Consider the following 24,157-nt stretch of genomic DNA (forward strand, 5'->3'; position numbering starts at 1 on the left):
TTTTTAGCAAATTTTTGCGGTTTAGGGTGGGTGAAAACGGATGAAGCCAAGGAAGGTACCGCTTCGCAAATGCGTAGCCTGCCAGGAAATGATGCCGAAGAAGGAGCTGATCCGCGTGGTCAAGACGCCAGACGATCAGATCATGATCGATCTGTCGGGAAAAAAGTCCGGACGCGGCGCTTATCTGTGCGGCAAACGTTCATGCTTTAAATTGGCCAAAAAAAACAAGTCGCTCGATCGTGCGCTTAAAGCCGCGGTCAGCGCATCCATATATGATGCTTTGGAACAGGACTTTATTCGGGTAGAAGACGAATTCATCGCCCTGAAAGACACGGTGGACGATGATGAAGAGTAAATTTTTATCGAACTTGGGGTTGGCCATGCGTGCCGGCAAATTGGTTACCGGAGACGAAGGTGTGATGGCCGCGGTGAAATCGGGCGATGCTAAGCTTGTGATCATCGCTGAAGACGCTGCTGCTAACACGAGCAAGAAGATGAGCGATAAATGCAGCACTTACCATGTGCCAGTGCTGGTGTACGGCAGCCGCGAACAACTGGGAACGAGCATCGGCAAGGCAGACCGCGTCGTCATTGCCGTTACGGATAAAGGGTTCGCGCAAATGTTGGAAAAGGTCTGGAAATTACCGGAGGTGCAGGCGATTGAATAAACAAGACAATAAATTGCGAGTTTACGAATACGCTAAATCATTAAATATGAGCAGCAAGGAGATTATTACTATTTTAAAACGACTAAATATACCCGTAAATAATCATATGAGCGTTATGGAAAATGAGGCTGTCGATTCAGTGGAAAAATTTTTTCGCGATGTAAAAGCAAATGCAGCGGCCAAGCAAACAAACAACACACAAAGACCGGCCGGCAATCAGCAGGCAAAATCCGAAGCGCCAAAAGCGCCGCAGGCTCCTGCTTCCCAAAATCAAAACTCTGCTCCTCAGCAGCAGCAATCCGGTCAGCAGTCCTCGTCGTCACAGCAATCGAGACCGCAGCATTCCGGTCAGCAGCATAGCGGCGGCCAGCAAGGCCAAGGTCAATACCAGCAAAGAAACTCCGGCGGTCAAGGCCAAGGTCAAGGTCAATACCAGCAGAGAAACTCCGGCGGTCAAGGCCAGGGTCAATACCAGCAAAGAAATTCCGGTGGTCAAGGCCAAGGTCAAGGTCAATACCAGCAAAGAAATTCCGGCGGTCAAGGGCAAGGCCAGTATCAACGGTCTGGCCAACAAGGCCAAGGTCAAGGGCAATACCAAAGATCCGGTCAAGGGCAGCAAAACCGTCCGGGCGGAGGACAAGGCGGTCAGGGCGGGCAACGCGATGGGCGTCCGCAAGGTAGCTATCAGGATCGCCGTCCACAAGGCTCAGGCGGAGGCCAGCAGTACCGTCAAGGAGGCAGTGGAGGACAAGGCGGTCAGGGTGGCGGGCAACGTGATTTCAACCGCGACAGCCGTCCACAGCAAGGCGGAGGTCAACAAGGTCGTCCGCAGCAAAACAGCCGTCCAAGCGAAAATCGCTCGTTCTCGGCGCCGGCTCCATCCTTTTCGCAACCGCAAGGCGGCGGCAATGCGAACCGCAACCGTAATTTCGAGCAGCGCTCCAATAACGGCGGCAATTTCAGCAACCCGCGCAAAAACCAGGATAACAACCGTCAATTCGTTGCGCAAAAAGCGGTAGCTTCAACTCCGCTGAAAGCCCAGGATGTAATTGAGCTTGATCTGGACGATCCGAACGTATCAACCGGTAAAACGGCGAAAACGACAAAACCGGCTCCTAAGCGGTTTGAAGACAATAAATCCGGTGGCAATAACAGAGGTTTCAACAATAGATCGGGCAATAACCGCAATCAGCGTGGAAGAGGCCAAGAGCCGGTTCAACGCAAGGAGAAAATCGACAATACACCGAAGAAAATTATCGTACGTGGTACGATGACCGTTGGCGAAATGGCCAAAGCGCTGCATAAGGATGCTTCCGAAGTCATCAAGAAGCTGTTGTTCCTTGGCGTCATGGCTACGATCAATCAGGAGCTGGACCTGGATTCGATTCAACTGCTTGCCACCGAGTTTGGTGTCGAAGTCGAGCTGAAGATCCCGGTTGAAGAAGACAAGTTTGAATTGGTCGAAGAAAAAGACGAGGAAGCCGATCTTCTGGAACGTCCTCCTGTTGTTACGATTATGGGTCACGTTGACCATGGTAAAACAACGCTGCTTGACGCTATCCGTCAAACAAGCGTGACCGAAGGCGAAGCAGGCGGGATTACCCAGCATATCGGTGCATACCAAGTTGAAATTCACAATAAAAAAATTACGTTCCTGGATACTCCGGGTCACGAAGCGTTTACGTCGATGCGTGCCCGCGGCGCACAGGTAACTGACATTACAATTCTGGTCGTTGCAGCGGACGACGGTGTGATGCCGCAAACGGTCGAGGCCATCAACCATGCGAAAGCGGCGAAAGTGCCGATTATCGTAGCGGTGAACAAGATCGATAAGCCCGGTGCGAATACAGAACGGATTAAACAGGAAATGACCGAATATGAGCTTGTTCCCGAAGAATGGGGCGGCGATACCATCTTCTGTGAGTTGTCGGCTAAGCAGCGCATCGGACTGGAAAGCCTGCTCGATACGATCTTGCTCGTAGCTGAGGTACAGGAGCTTAAGGCGAACCCGAACAAACGCGCCCGCGGTACCGTCATCGAAGCCGAGCTGGACAAAGGCAAAGGACCGGTTGCGCGTGTGCTCATCCAGCACGGTACGCTGAAAATCGGCGACAGCTTTGTTGCAGGTAACTGCTTCGGACGTGTTCGTGCGATGGTCAACGACAAAGGCAAGAAACTCAAAGAAGCAGGTCCTTCCACGCCGGTGGAAATTACCGGTTTGACGGAAGTGCCGCTTGCCGGCGATCCGTTTATGGCATTTGAGGATGAGCGCAAGGCGAGAATGATTGCCGACAAACGTGCCATCACGCAGCGGCAAGCGGATATGGGCGCGAATACTCGCGTAACACTCGACGATTTGTATAAACATATCAAAGACGGCGAAATCAAAGACCTTAACGTTATTATCAAAGGTGACGTTCAGGGCTCCGTCGAAGCACTCAAAGGTTCTTTGGGTAAAATCGACATCGAAGGCGTCCGGGTCAAAATTTTGCATATCGGCGTAGGTGCGATTACCGAATCCGACGTCATTCTGGCTTCCGCTTCCAACGCGATTGTCATCGGTTTTAACGTACGTCCGGAGCCTCAAGCCAAGCTGACGGCCGAGCAAGAAAAGGTCGATGTCCGTCTGCACCGCGTTATCTACAATGTAATCGACGAGATCGAAGCGGCCATGAAAGGCATGCTGGATCCTGTATATAAAGAAAACGTCATTGGGCATGCTGAGGTAAGAAACGTGTTTAAGGTGTCCAAAGTGGGAACGATTGCCGGTTGTATGGTAACTTCGGGCAAAATCGCACGCAACGCCGAAATGCGCCTTATCCGCAGCGGTATCGTCGTTTTCGAAGGCAAGGTCGATTCGCTCAAGCGGTTTAAGGATGACGCCAAAGAAGTGGCGCAAGGTTACGAATGCGGTATATCTCTGGACAAATTTAATGATATTAAAGAAGGAGATATTATCGAAGCGTTCGTAATGGAAACTGTCGAGAGGTGATCGTTCATGGCAAAAGTTCGTGTAGGCCGCGTCGGAGAACAAATTAAAAAAGAAATTAGCCAAATTATCCAATCCGAGTTGAAAGACCCTAGAATCGGCTTCATTACGGTGACCGGTGTAGAGGTAACAAGTGATTTTTCGCTCGCGAAAATATATTTGAGCGTACTCGGCACCGATGAGCAAAAAGAAGAAACACTCAAGGCGCTTGGCCGCAGCACCGGATTTATCCGTTCCGAACTCGGCAAGCGGATCCGTCTGAGAAAAATTCCCGAGCTTGTTTTTAAATTCGATGCCTCGATTGACTACGGCAGCCGGATTGAACGTTTGCTCGATCAAATCAATACCGGAACTGTAAACCCATGACACATCAAGTCTCCTCTGAATATGAGATTCAGCTTGAGGCGGCGAAGCGGTTTATTGTGGAGCATGACGATTTTCTGGTTGTGGCGCACGTTCAGCCTGATGGAGATGCAGCCGGCTCGACCTTTGCGGTTGGCTGGATGCTCCGTCAGCTGGGCAAAACGTACACCTTAATCAATGAAGGACGTATGCCTGAAAAATTCATGTTTATGGCCGGAGATCAGCCGATCATGAACGGTATGGCAAACACTCCCGACCGCACGTTTTCTTCCATCATCAGCGTGGATTGTGCCGATCACGAACGTATCGGCGCAGTTCGCGCGTTTTTTGGCGAACATGCGTTGCTTCTCAATATCGATCACCATGCGACAAACGACAGGTTCGGACAAGTCAACCTGGTTCGCGAGGACGCCGCGGCGACGGTAGAAGTGCTGTTCGACTTGGCCGTACATATGAATCTGACCTTGGAACACTCGCTGAATGTATGTATATACTCCGGACTGTTGACGGATACCGGCGGGTTCCGTTACGCCAACACAACACCCAAGGTGATGCAGACTGCCGCGGAGATGCTGCGTCTGGGCGTCAAGGGGCATGAGTTGGCCGAGCGTCTGCTGGAAAAAATGACGGTTCCGCAAATTTCGTTAATTAAACAATCTTTATCCACACTTTCATTTGCCTATAATCAAAAGCTTGCCTGGGTTAGCGTTACACTGGAAGACGCAGCCCGTTTCGGCGCCGCGGGCGAAGATATGGACGGACTCGTCAATTATCCCCGCAACGTGGAAGGCGTTGAGGTAGGGATGCTGTTTAAGGAACGGGAGAATGGACAGGTGAAGATCAGCTTTCGTTCCGCAGGCAGCGTTGACGTGGCCAGGTTCGCCAAAACGATGGGCGGCGGCGGGCATGTCCGTGCAGCCGGCTGTACGGTTTCCGGCAAGCTCGGCGAAGTGATCGAGCGGGTTGTGAAGGAAATGGGGCAGGCATTGGGATGACAACAAACACGATAACTCCTTTAGAAGGCATTCTGCCTGTAATGAAACCGGCTGGCTGGACTTCACACGATGTCGTTGCCAAGGTAAGACGTATTTTGAAGGAAAAAAGAATCGGCCACACTGGCACGCTTGACCCGCAAGTCACCGGCGTGCTGCCGCTTTGCATCGGCCGCGCGACAAGAATGGTGGAATACATTCAGGAGCTGCCTAAAGAATACGAGGCTACCCTTACAGTGGGTTATGCAACCGATACAGAGGATGCAAGCGGAAATATAACTGAACGGGTCGATTCCGCGGTTTTGACTTTGGATCAGGTTGAAGCGGTGCTAAGGCAATTTGTCGGTGAAATCGAGCAGGTTCCGCCGATGTTCTCCGCGATCAAAGTGGACGGTAAACGCTTATATGAATTAGCCCGTGAAGGAAAAGAAGTTGAACGCAAGTCGCGCAAGGTAACGCTTTATCAAATCGAATTGATTTCCGCTGATTTGGACAAACCTCATCCGGATATCCGTTTCCGCGCCCTATGTTCCAAGGGGACATACATCCGCACCTTATGTGTCGATATCGGCAAGGAACTTGGTTATCCTGCGGTTATGTCGCATTTGACGCGGACCCGGACGGGAAATATCGGGTTGTCGCAATGCATCACGTTGGAAGAACTTGAAGCCCGCCGGGACAACGGGACCGTTCCGGAGCTGCTGATTCCAGTGGACGCTGCTGTACTTCATTTGAACAAAACGACATTAAACGAGACGCAAACCCGTCAGGCGCTGCAAGGGCAAAAAATCAGGCTATCGCAAAGCTCCGACGTGGATGAACGGCTTCGCGCGTTATATCGTGTGTATTCATCACAAAACGATTTTATCGGCGTATTCGAGTGGGACCCTGAGCTCGGCTGCCTCGCGCCGGTGAAGGTATTTTCCTAAACCTTTTGTACAAAGGCAACTTCATGCTGCAGTTTATGCCCGCGTGATTGATTGAAGGTGAATTTATATGCAAACTATTCATTTGACATATCCTGTGACCGATGCCGGTTCATTCCCTAGACAGGTGCTTGCGATCGGCGACTTTGACGGCGTTCATCTCGGCCATCGCGAGGTTATTCAAAGAGCGGTCGACACAGCGAAGCGGCTGAATGTAGCCAGCTCGATCATGACGTTTCACCCGCATCCGAGACAGGTGCTCGGGCATACGAAGTATGTGCAGGTGCTTTCGCCATTTTCGGCCAAAACCGGGCTGATTGAACAGATGGGTGTCGACACTACCTATATTGTGACGTTTGATCCGGCGTTTATGCAGGTCACTCCGCAGCAATTTGTCGAGCAGATGCTGATCCCGATGAATGTGGAGGAAGTCATTGTTGGCTTCGATTTCACATTTGGCTATAAAGGGGAAGGCAATCCGGACATGTTATGCGAGCTGGCCAAAGGCCGTTTTGCTGTGGAAATTGTCAGGGCTTTTCACAAAGAAGGAGCTAAGGTGAGCAGCACGCGGATTCGCGAGCATCTGCTGCTCGGCGATGCCCGCCAAGCGGCGGCGCTGCTGGGACGGCCGCACCGGATTACGGGCGAGGTCGTTCACGGTGAAGCGAGAGGGCGGACGATCGGATTTCCGACGGCCAATATTTCGTTGTCCGAGCCCTTTGTGGTGCCGGCTAAGGGCGTTTACGCAGTGAAGGTGCTGTTAGACGGCACCGTCTACAATGGGGTTATGAACATCGGGGTGAAGCCGACGTTTAACCAAGACGAAGTTGTGCCTACGATCGAAGTGCACATCCTGGACTTTGACGGCACGATTTACGGCAAGCGGATTAGCGTTGATGTCGTCGACTATATTAGAGCTGAGCGGAAGTTTGCTTCCGTGGACGAGCTGATCGCACAAATTCGCCGCGATGCCGACACGGGCAGAACGATTCTTTCATCGCTCTGAAAAAGCCGTTTTACATTTGCCTAGAGGTTATGCTATACTAGATTTCGTTGCCCGCTTCAGGTATGATTTGCCGATTTGTCGGGTGACGGATGAACCTCTGCGCGGAGATATGACGACTCCGACGATTTCTGGGCAGATGGGGATATATTATATTACATGGAGGTGATTAGGATGGCATTAACTCAAGAACGCAAACAGGAATTGATCTCAACTCATAAAACTCATGAGAGCGATACGGGATCTCCTGAAGTGCAAATCGCTATCCTGACGGAAAACATCGTGAATTTGACTGGCCACTTGAAGACTCACAAAAAGGATCATCATTCCCGCCGTGGTCTTTTGAAAATGGTAGGTCAACGCCGTAAGCTGCTCGCGTATTTGAAAAACAAAGACGTTAGCCGTTACAGCGCACTGATTGAAAAACTCGGATTGCGCAGATAATTTGCATAAGCAAACCCGAAGCAACCGTGTCGTGCCTTCTAGCCTTCCCTTTAGGGTGTCGGGCTTAAAGCGCGGCAGGTTGCTTTTTCGCATGCCGCGCTTTTTTTCGGAAGAAGATGGGGCACCAAGGTGTCCAGACCAAATGAGCTTTGCTCAGCAGCTTTTCTTTGGCGCGGCATTTTATTTGCAAAAAAGAAGGAAATACTGTACAGTATGCAGAATTGGTAAAAGATGAGCACGGCTTGGAAGCGAACGCTTCTGAAGCCTGGTTTCATGAATGTCGAAGGAGGCACCCCATGGAGAAACGTATTCAAATGGATTTGGGCGGAAGGCCTTTAATCCTCGAAACCGGCCGCTTGGCAAAACAAGCGAACGGCGCGGTAATGGCGCGTTATGGCGACACTTCCGTGTTATGTACGGTAACGGCTTCGCCCGGACCGAAAGATCTTGATTTTTTTCCGTTGACTGTCAATTATGAAGAACGCTTGTATTCGGTAGGCAAAATCCCCGGTGGTTTTATTAAACGCGAAGGGCGTCCCAGCGAGAAAGCAATCCTCGCCAGCCGTCTGACCGACCGTCCGATTCGCCCGCTGTTTCCCGAAGGCTTCCGTAACGATGTGCAAATCGTTGCGATGGTCATGAGCGTGGACCAGGATTGTTCCCCTGAAATGGCGGCAATGATCGGTACTTCCGCAGCGCTCAGCATTTCCGACGTACCGTTTAACGGACCGATCGGCGGTGTCATCGTTGGCCGTATCGACGGGCAGTTCATCATCAACCCGACGCAGGAACAAGCTGATAAAAGCGATGTGCATCTCGTCGTTGCCGGCACTAAAGACGCCATTATGATGGTAGAAGCGGGAGCCGACGAAGTGCCTGAAGAAGTGATGCTTGAAGCGATCATGTTTGGTCACGATGAAATTCGTAAAATTGTCGCTGTTCAGGAGCAATTTGTTCTTGAAGCCGGCAAACCGAAGATGGACGTGATTTTACATAGCGTTGACGCTGACGTCAACAAAGCGGTTCGCGCATTCGCGCAGGACAGGCTTGTAGAAGCAATTAAAATTGCCGAGAAACATGCCCGCCAAAACGCAATCGACGCGATCAATGAAGAGGCCGCTGAGCATTTTGGCGGAGTGTATGCCGAAACGCCGGACCTGATGGACGACGTGAAGGAAACGCTGTACGATATCGTCAAAGAAGAAGTGCGGCGCCTTATCACCCACGATAAAGTAAGACCTGACGGCAGAGGTTTGGATGAAATTCGTCCGATCGAATGCGACATTACATTGCTGCCGCGCACACACGGTTCCGGATTGTTCACCCGCGGCCAAACGCAAGCGTTAAGCGTATGTACGCTGGGAGCGCTGGGCGATGTGCAAATTTTGGACGGCATCGACTTGGAAGAAACCAAACGTTTCATGCATCATTACAACTTCCCGCCGTTCAGCGTTGGTGAAGCACGGCCGCTGCGCCCTCCGGGACGCCGCGAAATCGGTCACGGGGCACTCGGCGAACGCGCATTGGAACCGATCATTCCATCGGAAACGGATTTCCCTTACACGATCCGGCTTGTCTCCGAGGTGTTGGAGTCCAACGGTTCGACGTCACAAGCAAGTATTTGCGCCAGCACACTTGCATTGATGGACGCCGGGGTGCCGATTAAAGCGCCTGTAGCGGGTGTCGCCATGGGTCTGATCAAGGATGGCGATCACTTCTCGATTCTGACCGACATTCAAGGCATGGAAGATCATCTGGGCGATATGGACTTTAAAGTGGCGGGTACGGCCAAAGGAGTTACGGCGCTGCAGATGGATATCAAGATCGACGGTATCGACCGCGCGATTTTGGAACAAGCGTTGGAGCAGGCGAAAGCCGGCAGAATGTTTATCTTGGGCAAAATGATGGATCGCATCTCTACGCCTAAGCAGGACTTGTCGCCATATGCGCCGAAAATTCTCACCATGCAGATCAATCCGGACAAAATCCGCGATGTCATCGGTGCGGGCGGTAAAATCATCAACAAAATCATCGAAGAGACCGGCGTAAAAATCGATATCGAGCAGGACGGCCGCGTATTCATCGCTTCTTCCAACCAGGAGATGAACGAGAAGGCGCGTTCCATCATCGAAGGTATCGTACGCGAGGTCATCGTTGGCGAGATTTACTTGGGCACTGTGAAGCGGGTCGAGAAATTCGGAGCGTTCGTGGAAATTTTGCCGGGTAAAGAAGGGCTTGTGCACATATCTCATCTGTCCACCGAACGTGTGGCCAAAACGGAAGATGTCGTCAAGATTGGCGATAAAATTACCGTCAAAGTAACCGAAATCGATCAGCAGGGCCGGGTTAACTTGTCGAGAAAAGCCGTTCTGCTTGCCGAAACGGCACCTGCACAATAACATAAGCTCATACGAGAAAGAGTCAGAGTCGTCTGTCTCTTTTTTTGCTTTTTTCAGCCCGTTTTCGGGTCGAACGTGCATAAACTTGTCCGCAGTCGCATACCTATGGGGATAAAAAAGCATTTTTGATGGGAGCCTGTTTATGGTGAAAGCGAAGCTGCTCGTCTCCGCGATTTTTTTTCTCTTTGTATTTTTCGGATTAAGCCGCTCGCAAAGCGTGGAAACATACATTGACGAAGTAAAAATACATAGCGCTTCCGGCGTGCTGTTATCCGATCCGTATCAGATGGATATGCCGATGTTGGCTGCGGCAAAACTCGAAATGGAAACCTTTCGCCAAGATCAAGATGAATTGCTGGAGAAGATCCGCCAGGAGGCCGCCAAAAGAAACAAACCTGCGGTCGACGCCAAACTCGATTCGGTCTGGAAAGCGATTCCCGGACTAAACGGAACCGAAGTCGACGTGGATAAAACGCTGTTGCTCGCCCGCAGCCATCCGGTTCCGGGGGAAATTCCATATGTCATGAAGCCTATCCCTCCCAAAATCAGTTTGGACGACCTAGGGGCTCAGCCGATCTATAAAGGCAATCCTGGCAAACCGATGGTGGGGCTGATGATTAATGTGGCTTGGGGCAACGAATATATCCCCAAAATGCTGGAGGTGCTGGATAAGGAAAACGCGCATGCGACTTTTTTTCTGGATGGATCGTGGTTGAAAAAAAATGTGCCTGTCGCTAAAGAAATTATGAGCCGCGGACACGAAATGGCAAACCACGCATACTCCCACAAAAACATGAGCGAATTAGGCTACGGCAGCGCATCGGAGGAAATGTCCAAAACGCAAGCGCTGCTGGAAAAAGAGCTTGGCGTCAAAAATACGCTGTTTGCGCCGCCGTCCGGGGATTTTAATCAAGCTACGGTGCGGATTGCCCGCGAGCAAGGGATGAGAACGATTTTGTGGACGCTGGATACGGTGGATTGGAGAAATCCTGGGGCGTCCAACATTTTGCGCAAAATCGAAGCGAGGGTAGAGCCGGGCAGCTTGATTCTGATGCATCCGACCGTATCGTCAAGCGAAGCGCTGGCGGATATGATCCGTATCATCAAAAGAAAAGGACTGCGTCTAGGGACGGTCAGCGAGGTCATATCTCCGGAGCGGGTTCCGGAAAGTTGAGGAAGACGGCACTTTTTGCTAAGATGGAGTAGCATTCCGGATGAACGAACATTTGGACGATAACGGGACATTGATTGAAGCAATGCCCTTCGAGGAGGCGCACTTATTTGGATAAGATTAAGTTATCTAACGGATTAAGAGTGGTTATGGAGAAAATTCCGACCTGCCGCTCCGTATCCTTTGGCATATGGGTTAAGACGGGATCCCGTAACGAAAATGAGCTCAATAACGGGATCTCCCATTTTATCGAGCACATGCTTTTTAAAGGGACGGACAAATATTCGGCCAAAGATATCGCCGAGATTTTTGACGGCATCGGCGGCAATGTCAATGCCTTTACTTCCAAGGAATATACGTGTTATTACGCTAAAGTGCTGGATGAGCATTTGCCGATCGCCGTTGATGTGCTTTCCAGCATGTTTTTCCGCTCCGCGTTTGACGAAGGCGAAATGGAAAAAGAAAAAAACGTCATCTACGAAGAAATTTCGATGTACGAAGATACGCCGGACGATCTTGTTCACGATCTGCTCGCGAAGGCGGCATACGGAGGCAATCCGCTTGGGTATACGATTATCGGAACGGAAAACAATTTGTCTCCGATGAAACCGGACGATTTGCGCGATTATATGAAGCAGCATTACCACGTGGACAATACCGTGATCAGTGTTGCGGGCAATATCGACGACAGCGTGATTGGACTGTTGGAGCAGCATTTCGGATCGTTTGCGGATGTTGGGCAGGTGCATACAGCCAGCACCCCGGCGTTTTTGGGCGATGCGATTTTTCACGAGAAAAAAACGGAGCAAAACCATATTTGCATCTCGTTTCCGGGGCTTTCCGTCACACATGATCAGCTCTATTCGATGGTTTTGCTTAATAATACGATCGGCGGCGGCATGAGCTCGCGGTTGTTCCAGGAAATCAGGGAGAAACGTGGTTTAGCCTATTCGGTTTATTCCTATCATTCCTCCCATTACGATAGCGGACTGTTTACGATTTACACAGGTACGGCGCCTAAGCAAACGGAAGAAGTGCTGAAGGTGACCATGGAGATGCTGAATGACATCAAAGAAAACGGCATCACCGCCGCCGAACTGAAAAAAGGCAAGGAACAGCTCAAAGGCAGCTTGATCTTAAGTCTGGAGAGCACCAGCAGCCGCATGAACCGCCTCGGTAAAAACGAGTTGATGCTCGGCAAACATTACAGTATGGATGAGCTGATTGAACGGATCGAAGCCGTACAGCTTGAGAATGTAGAAGAATTGATTCACACGATTTTCAACAGCCCCTTCGCGATGGCGACTGTAGGCAAGGTGGAACAGAAGATACAGGACACCAGGAGGGATCAGCTTGTCTCATCAAGTGCAAATTAAACGGATTGAAGGAAATGAAGATATTCAGCTCCCGCAAAAAATGTCCGAACTCGCCAGCGGTTTCGATTTGTATGCTGCCGTCAGTGAGCCTGTGACGCTGGAGCCGGGACGGCGCGCGTTAATTCCTAGCGGTTTTGCGTTGGGTATGCCGGCTGGGCTGGAGGCGCAAATCCGGCCGCGCAGCGGATTGGCGCTGAAGCACGGCATCACGTGTCTCAATTCGCCGGGTACGATCGACGCGGATTATCGCGGCGAGGTGAAGGTGCTGCTGATCAATTTGGGACAGGAGCCTTTTGTAATCAACCGGAATGAACGGATCGCCCAGATGGTGTTCCAAGAGGTTCCGAACGTAGCGCTTGAAGTTGTAGCCGAACTTGCCGAAACGGTGCGCGGCGCCGGCGGTTTCGGTCATACAGGCCGAAAGTAATTATTGGTAATGGTTAAATAAGGAATTTAAGCCTGCAATGTATATTTAAGCCGATGTGCTCAGATGATGAGCCACATCGGCTTTTTTGTTTTTCCGTTATGGGGCAAAAGTATATTTTTCGTCAAAGTTGAGCGTGTCCCGCCGAGCTTAAGTGTTAGCGATAAGCAGGCGGGACAAACGCGAGCCCGAGGCACGCCGCCGCGCGCCGCATCATCGCGCCGGAGTAGAGCGCAGGTGCGCCAAAACCAAGCGTCAGCAAAGGTAAGGCGCACCAAATGCGCGGGCCCGAGGCACGCTGCTGCGCGCCGCATCATTACGCCGGAGTAGAGCACGGAGCGCCAAAGCCGAGCGAAGCGTCGGCAAGGCGCGACGGGTGCGGGTCCGAGGCACATAATCGCGCGCCGCATCATTACGCCGGAGTAGAGCACGGAGCACTAAAGCCGAGCGAAGCGTCGGCTAGGTGCGACGGGTGCGGGCCCGAGGCACACCGCCGCGCACCGCATCATCGCGCCGGAGTAGAGCACGGAGCGCCAACGCCGAGCGAAGCGTCGGCAAGGTGCGACAGGTGCGGGTCCGAGGCACACAGCTGCGCCACGCATCATCGCGCCGGAGTAGAGCGCAGGTGCGCCAAAACCAAGCGTCAGCGAAGGTAAGGCGCACCAAATGCGCGGGCCCGAGGCACACCGCCACTCCGAAGCTGGCGGGTCCAGGGCGCAGCGCTTGGAATCCCCCGGTGGGGGGACTTAGGGGGCGCCCCGCACCAAATCTTGGGCTTAAGCATAAGATAACCTGAAAAGCCAAAGGAGAAGGGAGTGAGGAAACGTGCTCACTGGCATTCAAATATGTGTTATTGGAGGCGATGCGCGGCAGCTAGAGGTCATAAACAATTTTTCCGAATTGGATGCGTCGGTGACTCTGATCGGATTTGATAACTTGCAGAATCAGTTTGGCGGCATTGCCAAAGCGGTGCTGACGCCTGAAGCGCTGTCCAATATCGATGCCGTTATTTTGCCTGCCGTCGGAACCGACGATAACGGCAATGTCGAATCGATTTTTTCAACCGAAGAGCTCCAACTGCAGGCCGAGCATATCCAAGCGCTGCCGAAGCATGCCAAAATATATACCGGCATGGCCAAAACGTATTTGAAAAAGCTTTGCGCCGCATACTCCATCGGACTGGTCGAGTTATTCGACCGGGATGACGTCGCTATATACAACTCGATTCCTACCGCGGAGGGCGCCATCATGATGGCGATCCAAAACACCGACATCACGATCCATGGCTCGCTCAGCATGGTGCTCGGATTTGGCCGCACCGGCGTTACGGTAGCGAGATCTTTGCAAGGGTTGGGCGCCGTCGTGAAGGTGGGCGTGAACCGTCCGGAGTATTATGCGCGCGCGCTGGAAATGGGTTTTAAGCCCTTTTATACTAAAGATTTATACGAACATGTTGCCGGCATTGACTTGCTTTTTAATACAATTCCGTCTATGATAGTCACAGCACAAATTATTGCCAATATTCCTCATCGTGCACTCATTATTGACCTTGCCTCCAAGCCTGGCGGAACGGATTTCCGCTTCGCCGAAAAGCGCGGGGTTAAAGCGATGCTTGCACCCGGATTACCCGGAATTGTAGCACCTAAGACGGCGGGGCGAATCATGGCCGACACGTTAACCAGGTTGATTCTGGAGGATGCAAGCACGAGGAGGAATGGATAATGAATTGGCAAGGAGTCACCGTCGGGTTTGCACTCACGGGTTCGCATTGTACATTGGAAGAGATCATGCCGCAAATTCAAAGATTCATAGATGTGGGGGCGGGTGTTGTACCGATCGCATCACATTCGGTGATGACAACCGATACACGTTTCGGAACTTCGGAAAATTGGCAAAAACAGTTGAAAGACATCACAGGGAATGATATTATTTCTACAATTGTAGATGCGGAGCCGCTCGGACCGTCCAAATTGTTGGATGTGCTGCTTATTGCGCCGTGTACCGGCAATACGACAAGCAAGTTGGCCAATGCGATGACGGAAGGCCCGGTGCTCATGGCGGCAAAAGCCCAGATGAGAAACCATCGTCCGCTTGTGCTGGCCATTTCGACAAATGACGGGCTTGGTTTAAACTCGGCCAACATCAGCAAACTGCTGATCACCAAAAATGTATATTTTGTGCCGTTCGGTCAAGATAATCCGACCGCCAAACCCAATTCGCTGGTGGCGCGCATGGATCTGGTAGTGGAAACATGCGAAGCGGCACTGCAAGGAAAACAGCTTCAGCCAATGATCATTGAAAGGTTTAAATATTAAACCTTTTATATAAACTCGATCGAAGTCCTTCAAGGATGAGCGACCGCGGTTTAGCGGAAGTTTTTCTTTAACAAAAGCTCGATCGAAGTCCTTCAAAGATGAGCGACCGCGATTTAGTGGAAGTTTTTCTTGGTATAGAACTTTGCAGTCCGCTTAAAGCGAACTTATAAATTCTGTAAGGTTAAACAAAGCACAGGGGAGAGACAACGGGATGTCGAATCAGAAATTATTTAATGTAGCAGTTGTCGGAGCAACGGGCGCCGTAGGAGAACAAATTATTCGCTTGCTTAATGAGCGTAATTTCCCCATAAACGAATTAAAGCTGCTTTCCTCCGAGAGATCGGCAGGTTCCGTCATCAAGTTCAAGGACCGCGAGATTACGGTTCAGGCCGCAAAGCCCGAAAGCTTTGAAGGCGTGGACATTGCCTTGTTCAGCGCGGGCGGAGACGTGAGCAAGCTGCTCATCCCGGAAGCTATCCAACGCGGCACTGTATGTATCGACAATACAAGCGCCTACCGTATGGATCCGGAAACACCGCTGGTCGTACCGGAAGTCAATATCGACAAAATTAACGAACACAAAGGCGTTATCGCCAATCCAAACTGCTCAACGATTCAGATGGTTGCTGCTTTAAAGCCGCTTTATGATCGTTATGGCATCAAGAGCGTTATCGTTTCCACTTATCAGGCCGTGTCGGGAGCAGGGGCAAAAGCGATCAACGAAATGCTGCGCCAATCCAAAGAAATATTGGCCGGTAACGAGGCAAACCCGCAAATCCTGCCTGTATCGTCGCTTCCGGTGAAGCACCAAATCGCTTTTAACGCCATTCCACAAATCGACAAGTTTGTCGATAACGGCTTTACTTACGAAGAAATGAAGATGATTAACGAAACGAAAAAGATTATGGGCGACGAATCCATCGAAGTTACGGCTACTTGCGTGCGTATTCCGGTCGTTTACGGACATTCCGAATCCGTATATGTGGAGCTCAAATCCGATTTCGAGATGGAAGAAGTACGCCAATTGATCGCGGACGCTCCGGGAATCGTGCTGCAGGATAACACGGCAGAGCAGGTTTACCCGCTGGCAACGGAAGCGGCCGGCAAGCTGGACACTTTTGTGGGCAGATTGCGCCGCGACTTGAACAATCCAAGAGCGCTCAACATGTGGATTGTCTCCGACAATCTGCTGAAAGGCGCTGCATGGAACGCGGTTCAAATCGCGGAATACATCGCTATCGAAGCCAACTAATACAATAACCTCAGCAGGGGCTTTCCAATCACGGAAAGCTCTTGCATCATGTTAAGGCGAGGTGGAAGATCTTATGAAGATCTTAGTGCAGAAGTTCGGAGGAACTTCCCTTTCCACCGCCCAAGCCAGAGAACATGTAATCGGACATATTCAAGACGCACTAACACAATCGTACAAATTAGTCGTCGTTGTTTCCGCAATGGGCAGAAAAGGCGATCCTTACGCAACGGACACATTGCTAGAATTAATACGCCACAGCGGCGGAGTACTTCCGGCTCGAGAAAAAGATATGCTGCTCAGCTGCGGGGAAACGATTTCCGCAGCTGTTTTATGCAGCTTGCTCCATTCCCGGGGGATTCCGGCCGTAGCGCTAACCGGGGCGCAAGCCGGCATAAGGACCAATGCGCAGCATGGGAATGCGCAAATTTTGTCGATACAGCCAAGCCGCATATTGGAGCAGCTGGAACAAGGCAATGTGGTTGTCGTAACCGGGTTTCAAGGACAAACGGAGGAATACGATGTCACGACGCTTGGCAGAGGCGGCAGCGATACGTCGGCTACTGCGTTAGGCGCCGCGTTAAAAGCGGATGTGGTCGATATTTTTACGGACGTGGAAGGTATTCTTACAGCGGATCCGCGCATTGTAAAAGATGCCAAACCGTTGAAAGTCGTTTCGTACAGCGAGATATGCAATATGGCGCATCATGGCGCCAAAGTCATTCACCCGCGTTCGGTGGAAGTCGCGATGCATGCCAATATTCCGGTACGCGTGCGCTCCACTTTTTCCAAAGAAGAAGGGACGCTTGTCACCAATCCGGATGCCGTAAAAACATCCGCTAACGAGGTGGCTGATCGTTTTGTAACCGGAATCGCGAATTTTTCAGACATTACGCAAATACAGGTAAACGCGGAGGAAGGCCAATACGATCTCCAGCTTAAAGTATTTAAAGCGATGGCCCAACATCAGATTAGCGTCGATTTTATTAACGTTAATCCGTCGGGTGTCGTTTATACCGTTTACGATCATGAGGCGGACCGTGCGGTACACATCCTGCGGTCGCTTAAATATACTCCGCAAATTACGACGAATTGCGCCAAAGTATCCATTATTGGCGGGGGAATGAACGGAGTTCCCGGTGTGATGGCGCTAATTGTCGAAGCGCTTACCGAGGAAGACATTCATATTCTGCAATCGGCGGACTCCAATGCGACCATCTGGGTGCTGGTCAAAGGGGAAGACATGGCCAGCGCGGTCAGAGCGCTACATCGGAAGTTTCAGCTTCACAAATGATAAATCTTTTTGCGGGAGGAAACAGTCGTGGATTTTGGAAGATTAATTACAGCAATGGTTACCCCTTTTGATGCCGAGCTGCAAATCGATTGGAAGCAAGTTGAGGGGTTGATCGATTATTTGGTGGAGGAGCAGCAAAGCGATGCTCTTGTCATAAGCGGCACAACCGGCGAATCGCCGACGTTAACGGATCAGGAAAAGCTGAAGCTGTTTGATTTTAGCGTCAAATACGCTGCCGGCCGCTGCAAAATTATTGCCGGAACAGGCAGTTATGATACGGCGCATTCCATCCATCTGTCGAAGGAAGCGGAGAAGCTTGGGGTCGACGGCATTTTGCTGGTGGCGCCGTATTACAACCGTCCGTCACAAGAAGGGCTGTACCAGCATTTTAAAGCGATTGCCGAGTCCGTCAGTATTCCAGCTATCCTGTACAACGTTCCGGGCCGCACAAGCGTTAATATCAGCGCTGAAACGACCATTCGGCTCTCGCAAATCAGCAACATCGTGGCTACCAAGGAATGTACCGGAACAAGCCAGATGACGTCCGTCATCGCAGGAGCAGCCGAAGGATTCCGCTTGTACACCGGGGAAGACAGCATGGCTTTGCCAACGATGGCTGTCGGCGGCTACGGAGTCATCAGCGTGGCCAGCCACGTGGTCGGCAAAGAAATGAAGTCGATGATCAATGCGTATTTGGACGGGAATGTGAAAGAAGCGGCGGCGCTTCACGGCAAGCTGCTTCCGATTCTGGAAGGGCTGTTCTGCGCTCCGAATCCGGTTCCTGTGAAATACGCTTTAAACAGCAGAGGAGTCCATGTAGGCGGGGTGCGTTTACCGCTTGTAGCCGCTACGGAAGACCAGCAGCAATTCATTAACGGGCTGTTTAACTAAGCGGCAATAGGCCGATAAACCGATGCTGATCGTGAGCATCGGTTTTCTTTTTTTGGGGGAGAATAACAGCTAAAAGGTGCAAACTTGTAATTGGTGTTTTTTATCATGTATAATGATGGCAAGTGACTGGTGCGGTAAACTTTGGTTTGCATCTCATAGGGAAATCGTCGTCAACTACATGAAGGAGGTATATTCTTGTCTAAGAAAAATATGGATAAACTATTGATCTTCGCTCTTGGCGGCGTGGGCGAGATCGGTAAAAATATGTATGTGGTGCAGTATGCAAACGATATTGTAGTCATTGACTGCGGATTGAAGTTTCCTGAGGAGGAAATGCTGGGGATCGACATCGTCATTCCCGATATTTCTTACTTGACGGAAAATAGGGATAAAGTTAGAGGCATCATCATTACGCACGGGCATGAGGACCACATCGGCGGTCTGCCATACGTGCTCAAGTATCTCAATGTCCCGGTTTACGGAACGAAGCTGACGCTCGGACTGATCGAGACCAAGCTGAAAGAAGCCGGATTATTGGGAGAGACGAAGCGTTATCTGATTAACGCCGAATCCGAACTAAAGCTCGGAACGATGAAAGCGACGTTCTTCAAGACGAATCACAGTATTCCCGACTCCGTTGGGGTATGCCTTGAAACGCCGGAAGGCAATGTGGTGCATACGGGAGACTTTAAATTTGATCATACTCCCGTTAATGACCAGTATGCCGACTTGCATCAGATGGCAGCGATTGGCGCAAAGGGTGTGCTGGCGCTGTTGTCGGACAGTACGAATGCGGAACGTCCAGGTTTCACCCCTTCGGAAAAAAGTGTGGGCGTTCAGCTTGAGGAAATTTTCCGCAAAGCGAAGCAGCGCGTCATTATCGCGACATTTGCCTCGAATATTCACCGGATTCAACAGGTGATTGACGCGGCAAGCGCGACGCGCCGGAAGATGACGGTTATCGGGCGAAGTATGGTGAACGTAGTTACCATCGCTAGTGAGCTTGGGTATTTGAATATCCCGGACGGAATGCTAATTGAACCGGAAGAAATCAATAAGCTTGCCGCTGACCGTGTTGTCGTCTTATCGACGGGAAGCCAAGGCGAACCGATGTCTGCTTTAACCCGTATGGCTAGATCCTCACACCGCAAGGTGGATATTATGCCAGGTGATACGGTGATTATCGCGGCAACTCCAATTCCCGGCAATGAGCGTTATGTCGGCCGAACGGTAGACGAGTTGTTCCGAATCGGGGCTAATGTGATTTACGGTCCGGGCTCAGTGACCGGAGTACACGTATCCGGACACGGCAGCCAAGAAGAGCTGAAGCTGATGCTTAATCTAATACGGCCTAAATACTTCATTCCGATTCACGGCGAATACCGGATGCTTCGTCAGCACGGATTGCTCGCAGAAGCAGTCGGTATTGAGAAGGAAAACATTTTTATTATCGACATCGGCGATACGGTGGAGATCCAAGACGGCGCAGCGCGCAAAGGCCAGAAGGTTCCTTCGGGCAACACGCTGATCGACGGGCTTGGCGTCGGAGACGTTGGCAATATCGTACTGAGGGATCGGAAGCTGCTTTCCCAAGACGGCATTCTTGTCGTCGTCGTTACCTTGAGCAAAGAAGACGGATCGATTTTGTCCGGACCGGATATCATCTCGCGCGGATTTGTGTATGTGCGGGAGTCCGAAGGTCTGCTTGACGAAGCAAATCGTATCGTAACAAACACGTTAAACAAGTTGATGGTTGAAAACGTCAACGAATGGGCGTCCTTAAAAACTCATGTCAAGGACGCTTTGGGACGATTCTTATATGAACAAACCAGAAGAAGACCGATGATCCTTCCGATCATTATGGAAGTATAGCGAATACCGGCACCTCATTTTGTCAAATTCCTTACCCGGTAAGGGTTTTGCAAAGTCACTTAAGTTCACTGACCATAAGAAGACCGATACGGATGATCTCATCTGATATCGGTCTTTTGTCGTTCCGGCAAGGAAAGCATAAAATCGGATTGAACATCCATACTATGGGAGTGATGACGAGCGCGAAAGGATGACAACGATGGAAAATCCGAAACAGCAAGATCCGCAAACAGAGGAAAAACGTTCACAAACAGTAGACACGATTCAGCAATTGGGACAAACGACAACTCCCGCTTCGAACGAGTCGAATATTTATTGCATGAGCATTATTGGACAAGTCGAAGGGCATCTGGTATTGCCCCCGCAAAACAAAACGACCAAATACGAACATTTGATCCCTCAATTGGTAGCGGCGGAACAAAATCAGAAGATCGAAGGCGTGCTGATTATTTTAAATACGGTGGGGGGCGACGTCGAAGCCGGATTGGCTATTGCGGAAATGATCGCAACGTTGTCCAAACCGACGGTTGCGTTAGTGCTCGGCGGAGGCCATAGCATCGGCGTGCCGATTGCCGTTTCCGCAAGTTATTCTTTCATCGCCGAGACGGCAACGATGACCATTCACCCGATCCGGCTCAACGGTCTTGTGATTGGTGTTCCTCAAACATTTGAGTATTTGGACAAAATGCAAGAACGTGTGATCCGTTTTATTACCGGGCATTCCAATGTCAGCGAAGAGAAGCTCAAGGAGCTGATGTTTAAAACCGGGGAACTCACCCGCGATATCGGGACAACCGTGATTGGGGTGGACGCGGTCAAACATGGTTTAATCGATGCGATCGGCGGGTTAGGCGACGCGTTGAGGGAATTAAACCGCCGTATTGAAGAGAAGAGAGCGACACTGAATCCTGGAGGGATGGTACAGTGATCTATTATTCGACAATGCCGCTGGAAGTCGTGATGGAGGGGTTTGAGCAGCGGGAGCAGCCGAAGTATTTCGACATTACGCTAAACGGCATCCAAATGCAGGTGCAAGCGATCAATGAACGTCAAGCGTCGATTGTACGTATTATCAGCGCCAATCCGCAGGATTACCTGAATCCGAATTACGCTCCGGGCAAATTGATCGAATTTCAGCCTGTGTTTAACCTTGGGTAAGGCTCATGAAGGATTCGCTTAAGCTTCTCCTTGTGCTGTGGTATAATCGGTACTTGGAGGTGGATCATATTGGCAAAGAGCCGGAAAAAAAGCATGGTTGCGAAAGCATCTTTAAAATATGAACTGTACGGCATTTTAATCTTAATATTTTCCGTGATTGCACTTTCCAGAGAAGGGGCGGTCGCGCGGTCTTTAACTTATTTGTTCCGGTTTCTGGTGGGAACATGGGATTTTGTCGTACCGCTGATCTTTATCTACGTCGGACTTTTTGTCATGATGAAGCGGGAGTGGCCCAAGTGGAAGACGGTGAAAAAATCCGGTTTGCTGCTGTTCATTTGCGGATTGTTGATCATGAGCCACATCAACCTGTTTGAGCTACTGTATCCAAAAGGCAACTTTACCGGGGGGCGTGTCATCAGCGAAACGTGGACCAGCATGACCAGCGGATTTAACGCTTCCGACAAAGGCCGCGACATTTTAACCCACGAGGTCGGCGGCGGGATGATCGGCGCACTTCTGTACAGCGTGTTGTATTTCCTGTTCGACAACTGGGGGGCGCGGTTGCTGCAGTATACGCTGTTTATTGTGGGCTTCACGTTGGTTACAGGCATCTCTTACGTAGAGCTGGGCGGTAAACTGCGCGGCAAACTGTCCTGGTCCGAATCGACGCTTGGGAAGCTTTGGAGAAGCCTTCGCAGCGAAAAGAAGCGGACTGCTTCCGCCGTGAAAACCAAAACCCCTGTTTCAGTTCCGGACATTAGCGAAGATGACGAGTTTGACGAAGAGAATTATAAGCCGGAACCAAAAGCAGCAGCCAAAAAATCTTTATTTTTTGAGCTGCTCAAGCCGGCCGCCGGCAAGGCGGGCAAAAAGAAAAAAGCCAAATCGGACGAAGATACCGCCGGTCATCCGGAGGAGGACGACGAGGCGGACACGCCGGTTCGGGGTGAAGAGCCGGTCACGGTATACTCGATACATAAGCAGGAAGAAAATCACATAGAGGAAGAAGCCAAAATACCGGTTATCCGCGACTTCCAAGAGCAGGTGCAGCAGGAGGAAAAGCAACCTGAAAAAACCAAACCGGTTCGTGCTGCCGCAGAGTCTAAAGCCGAAGATGAGCAGCAAGTGCATATGGAATTTGCGATGGGCGAGAAGCCGCTCGAGCTTCCTTACGAACTTCCGCCGCTCAGCTTGTTGTCCAAGCCTGCTGCGGGAAAAGGCGGCGATTCGAACGATTACATCGCGGTGGCGCGCAAGCTGGAAGCAACGCTGGAGAGCTTTGGCGTAAGGGCCAAGGTGCTGGAGGTGGCCAAAGGGCCGGCGGTTACCCGCTTCGAGATTCAGCCGGACGTGGGGGTTAAGGTCAGCCGGATCGTCAGCTTGACTGACGATATCGCTTTGGCTTTGGCAGCTAAGGATATACGGATGGAAGCCCCGATTCCGGGCAAATCCGCCATCGGCATCGAAGTGCCCAACTCCGAGGTGTCCGTCGTTACGATGCGCGAGGTCATGGAGACCAGTACATTCCAGGAATCGGCGTCCAAGCTGTCCATCTCTTTTGGCAGGGATATTTCGGGACAAGTTATCGTTGGCAACCTGGCGAGAATGCCGCATATGCTTGTCGCAGGAGCTACCGGTTCGGGGAAATCGGTTTGCATCAACGGCATCATTACGAGCATTTTATACAAGGCCCGGCCGGATGAAGTCAAATTTTTGATGATTGACCCCAAAATGGTTGAATTAAACGTCTACAACGGTATTCCGCATTTGTTGGCGCCGGTTGTTACCGATCCGAAGAGGGCGTCGCTGGCGCTGAAGAAAGTCGTCGTAGAGATGGAAAAAAGGTACGAGTTATTTTCCAAAAGCGGCACTCGTAATATCGAAGGCTACAACACCATGCTGCTTGAGACGGGAGCCGGCGATCCGCTGCCGTTTATCGTCGTCATCGTGGACGAGCTTGCGGATTTGATGATGGTTGCGGCCGGCGATGTGGAAGACTCCATTTGCAGACTGGCGCAAATGGCGCGTGCGGCCGGCATCCATTTGATTATCGCAACCCAGCGTCCTTCCGTGGACGTCATCACCGGCGTCATCAAAGCGAACATTCCTTCCCGGATTGCGTTTGGCGTTTCGTCGCAGGTCGACTCGCGTACCATTTTGGATATGGTCGGCGCCGAGAAGCTGCTCGGCCGCGGCGATATGCTGTACCTGCCGATGGGCGCGTCCAAGCCGATCCGCGTGCAAGGCGCATTCCTGTCCGATCACGAGGTCGAAGCCGTAGTCAACTACGCCAAAAACCAAGGGCAAGCCAATTATGTCGAAGATATGGTTCCCATGGTGGAAGAAACCGTTGTTGAGCAGGAGCAGTTCGAGGATGAGCTGTACGACCAGGCGGTGCAAATTATTTTGGAATCCAAGCAGGCCTCCGTATCGCTGCTTCAGCGCCGCATGAGAGTGGGCTATACTCGAGCGGCCAGACTGATCGACAGCATGGAAGCCAAGGGCATTGTAGGGCCGTACGAGGGCAGCAAACCGAGAGAAGTGCTGATCACGTTGGAGCAATACCAACAGAACCGCATGAGTTCATAAACGATTTACCTAAAAAGAGCGCCGCTGCTGCATG

21 protein-coding genes are annotated in these 24,157 nt (G+C 51.2%); all 21 read left to right on the forward strand.

Features of this window, described 5'->3' with window-relative positions; all coding sequences use genetic code 11:
• Positions 1–40 precede the first annotated feature (40 nt).
• The 21 genes from rnpM (at position 41) to EYB31_RS16760 (ending at position 24,123) form a co-directional block, all read left to right on the forward strand.
• Positions 41–355: an RNase P modulator RnpM gene (rnpM, locus tag EYB31_RS16660; RefSeq protein ID WP_131014502.1), complete on the forward strand. Its 315-nt coding sequence runs from the start codon at positions 41–43 to the stop codon at positions 353–355.
• On the forward strand, positions 342–668 hold the full coding sequence (locus EYB31_RS16665) for a L7Ae/L30e/S12e/Gadd45 family ribosomal protein (protein ID WP_240762497.1): 327 nt from the start codon (positions 342–344) through the stop codon (positions 666–668). Before rnpM ends, EYB31_RS16665 begins: the two co-directional genes overlap by 14 nt.
• Complete coding sequence (gene infB / locus EYB31_RS16670) at positions 661–3,660, forward strand: translation initiation factor IF-2 (RefSeq protein ID WP_240762499.1); 3,000 nt, start codon at positions 661–663, stop codon at positions 3,658–3,660. The genes EYB31_RS16665 and infB overlap by 8 nt, the downstream gene beginning before the upstream one ends.
• Before the next feature lie 6 nt (positions 3,661–3,666).
• Complete coding sequence (rbfA, locus tag EYB31_RS16675; RefSeq protein ID WP_131014504.1) at positions 3,667–4,023, forward strand: 30S ribosome-binding factor RbfA; 357 nt, start codon at positions 3,667–3,669, stop codon at positions 4,021–4,023.
• A complete protein-coding gene (locus EYB31_RS16680; protein ID WP_131014505.1) occupies positions 4,020–5,015 on the forward strand; it encodes a DHH family phosphoesterase in 996 nt (331 codons plus the stop codon). The genes rbfA and EYB31_RS16680 overlap by 4 nt, the downstream gene beginning before the upstream one ends.
• Positions 5,012–5,941, forward strand: coding sequence for a tRNA pseudouridine(55) synthase TruB (gene truB, locus EYB31_RS16685; RefSeq protein WP_131014506.1), 930 nt, complete (start codon positions 5,012–5,014; stop codon positions 5,939–5,941). Before EYB31_RS16680 ends, truB begins: the two co-directional genes overlap by 4 nt.
• A gap of 67 nt (positions 5,942–6,008) precedes the next feature.
• On the forward strand, positions 6,009–6,944 hold the full coding sequence (locus EYB31_RS16690; RefSeq protein WP_131014507.1) for a bifunctional riboflavin kinase/FAD synthetase: 936 nt from the start codon (positions 6,009–6,011) through the stop codon (positions 6,942–6,944).
• Between the two features lie 171 nt (positions 6,945–7,115).
• Positions 7,116–7,385, forward strand: a complete 270-nt coding sequence (gene rpsO / locus EYB31_RS16695; RefSeq protein WP_131014508.1) for a 30S ribosomal protein S15 — start codon at positions 7,116–7,118, stop codon at positions 7,383–7,385.
• A gap of 296 nt (positions 7,386–7,681) precedes the next feature.
• Positions 7,682–9,784, forward strand: coding sequence for a polyribonucleotide nucleotidyltransferase (locus tag EYB31_RS16700; protein ID WP_131014509.1), 2,103 nt, complete (start codon positions 7,682–7,684; stop codon positions 9,782–9,784).
• A gap of 142 nt (positions 9,785–9,926) precedes the next feature.
• The gene (locus EYB31_RS16705) at positions 9,927–10,958 is read left to right on the forward strand and encodes a polysaccharide deacetylase family protein (protein WP_240762501.1); all 1,032 of its coding nucleotides are present in this window, start codon (positions 9,927–9,929) and stop codon (positions 10,956–10,958) included.
• 107 nt (positions 10,959–11,065) lie between these two features.
• On the forward strand, positions 11,066–12,331 hold the full coding sequence (locus EYB31_RS16710) for a M16 family metallopeptidase (RefSeq protein ID WP_131014510.1): 1,266 nt from the start codon (positions 11,066–11,068) through the stop codon (positions 12,329–12,331).
• Positions 12,309–12,758 (forward strand): dUTP diphosphatase, encoded by a 450-nt coding sequence (gene dut, locus EYB31_RS16715; RefSeq protein ID WP_131014511.1) that lies wholly within the window; start codon positions 12,309–12,311, stop codon positions 12,756–12,758. Before EYB31_RS16710 ends, dut begins: the two co-directional genes overlap by 23 nt.
• Positions 12,759–13,580: 822 nt before the next feature.
• A complete protein-coding gene (gene dpsA, locus EYB31_RS16720; RefSeq protein ID WP_131014512.1) occupies positions 13,581–14,477 on the forward strand; it encodes a dipicolinate synthase subunit DpsA in 897 nt (298 codons plus the stop codon).
• On the forward strand, positions 14,477–15,070 hold the full coding sequence (locus EYB31_RS16725) for a dipicolinate synthase subunit B (RefSeq protein ID WP_131014513.1): 594 nt from the start codon (positions 14,477–14,479) through the stop codon (positions 15,068–15,070). Before dpsA ends, EYB31_RS16725 begins: the two co-directional genes overlap by 1 nt.
• Before the next feature lie 211 nt (positions 15,071–15,281).
• Positions 15,282–16,322, forward strand: a complete 1,041-nt coding sequence (locus tag EYB31_RS16730; protein WP_131014514.1) for an aspartate-semialdehyde dehydrogenase — start codon at positions 15,282–15,284, stop codon at positions 16,320–16,322.
• A 73-nt stretch (positions 16,323–16,395) separates the two neighbouring features.
• The gene (dapG, locus tag EYB31_RS16735; RefSeq protein ID WP_131014515.1) at positions 16,396–17,613 is read left to right on the forward strand and encodes an aspartate kinase; all 1,218 of its coding nucleotides are present in this window, start codon (positions 16,396–16,398) and stop codon (positions 17,611–17,613) included.
• A 27-nt stretch (positions 17,614–17,640) separates the two neighbouring features.
• Positions 17,641–18,504, forward strand: a complete 864-nt coding sequence (dapA, locus tag EYB31_RS16740; protein ID WP_131014516.1) for a 4-hydroxy-tetrahydrodipicolinate synthase — start codon at positions 17,641–17,643, stop codon at positions 18,502–18,504.
• 195 nt (positions 18,505–18,699) lie between these two features.
• On the forward strand, positions 18,700–20,376 hold the full coding sequence (locus EYB31_RS16745; RefSeq protein WP_131014517.1) for a ribonuclease J: 1,677 nt from the start codon (positions 18,700–18,702) through the stop codon (positions 20,374–20,376).
• 199 nt (positions 20,377–20,575) lie between these two features.
• Entirely contained in the window at positions 20,576–21,304 is a 729-nt protein-coding gene (locus tag EYB31_RS16750; protein WP_420819445.1) for a ClpP family protease, read from the forward strand.
• Positions 21,301–21,534 (forward strand): YlzJ-like family protein, encoded by a 234-nt coding sequence (locus EYB31_RS16755; protein WP_131014519.1) that lies wholly within the window; start codon positions 21,301–21,303, stop codon positions 21,532–21,534. The genes EYB31_RS16750 and EYB31_RS16755 overlap by 4 nt, the downstream gene beginning before the upstream one ends.
• A gap of 69 nt (positions 21,535–21,603) precedes the next feature.
• Positions 21,604–24,123 (forward strand): FtsK/SpoIIIE family DNA translocase, encoded by a 2,520-nt coding sequence (locus tag EYB31_RS16760; RefSeq protein WP_420819446.1) that lies wholly within the window; start codon positions 21,604–21,606, stop codon positions 24,121–24,123.
• The last annotated feature ends 34 nt before the right edge of the window (positions 24,124–24,157 follow it).

It is taken from the genome of Paenibacillus thalictri, assembly GCF_004307995.1.
Classification (GTDB): domain Bacteria; phylum Bacillota; class Bacilli; order Paenibacillales; family NBRC-103111; genus Paenibacillus_AF; species Paenibacillus_AF thalictri.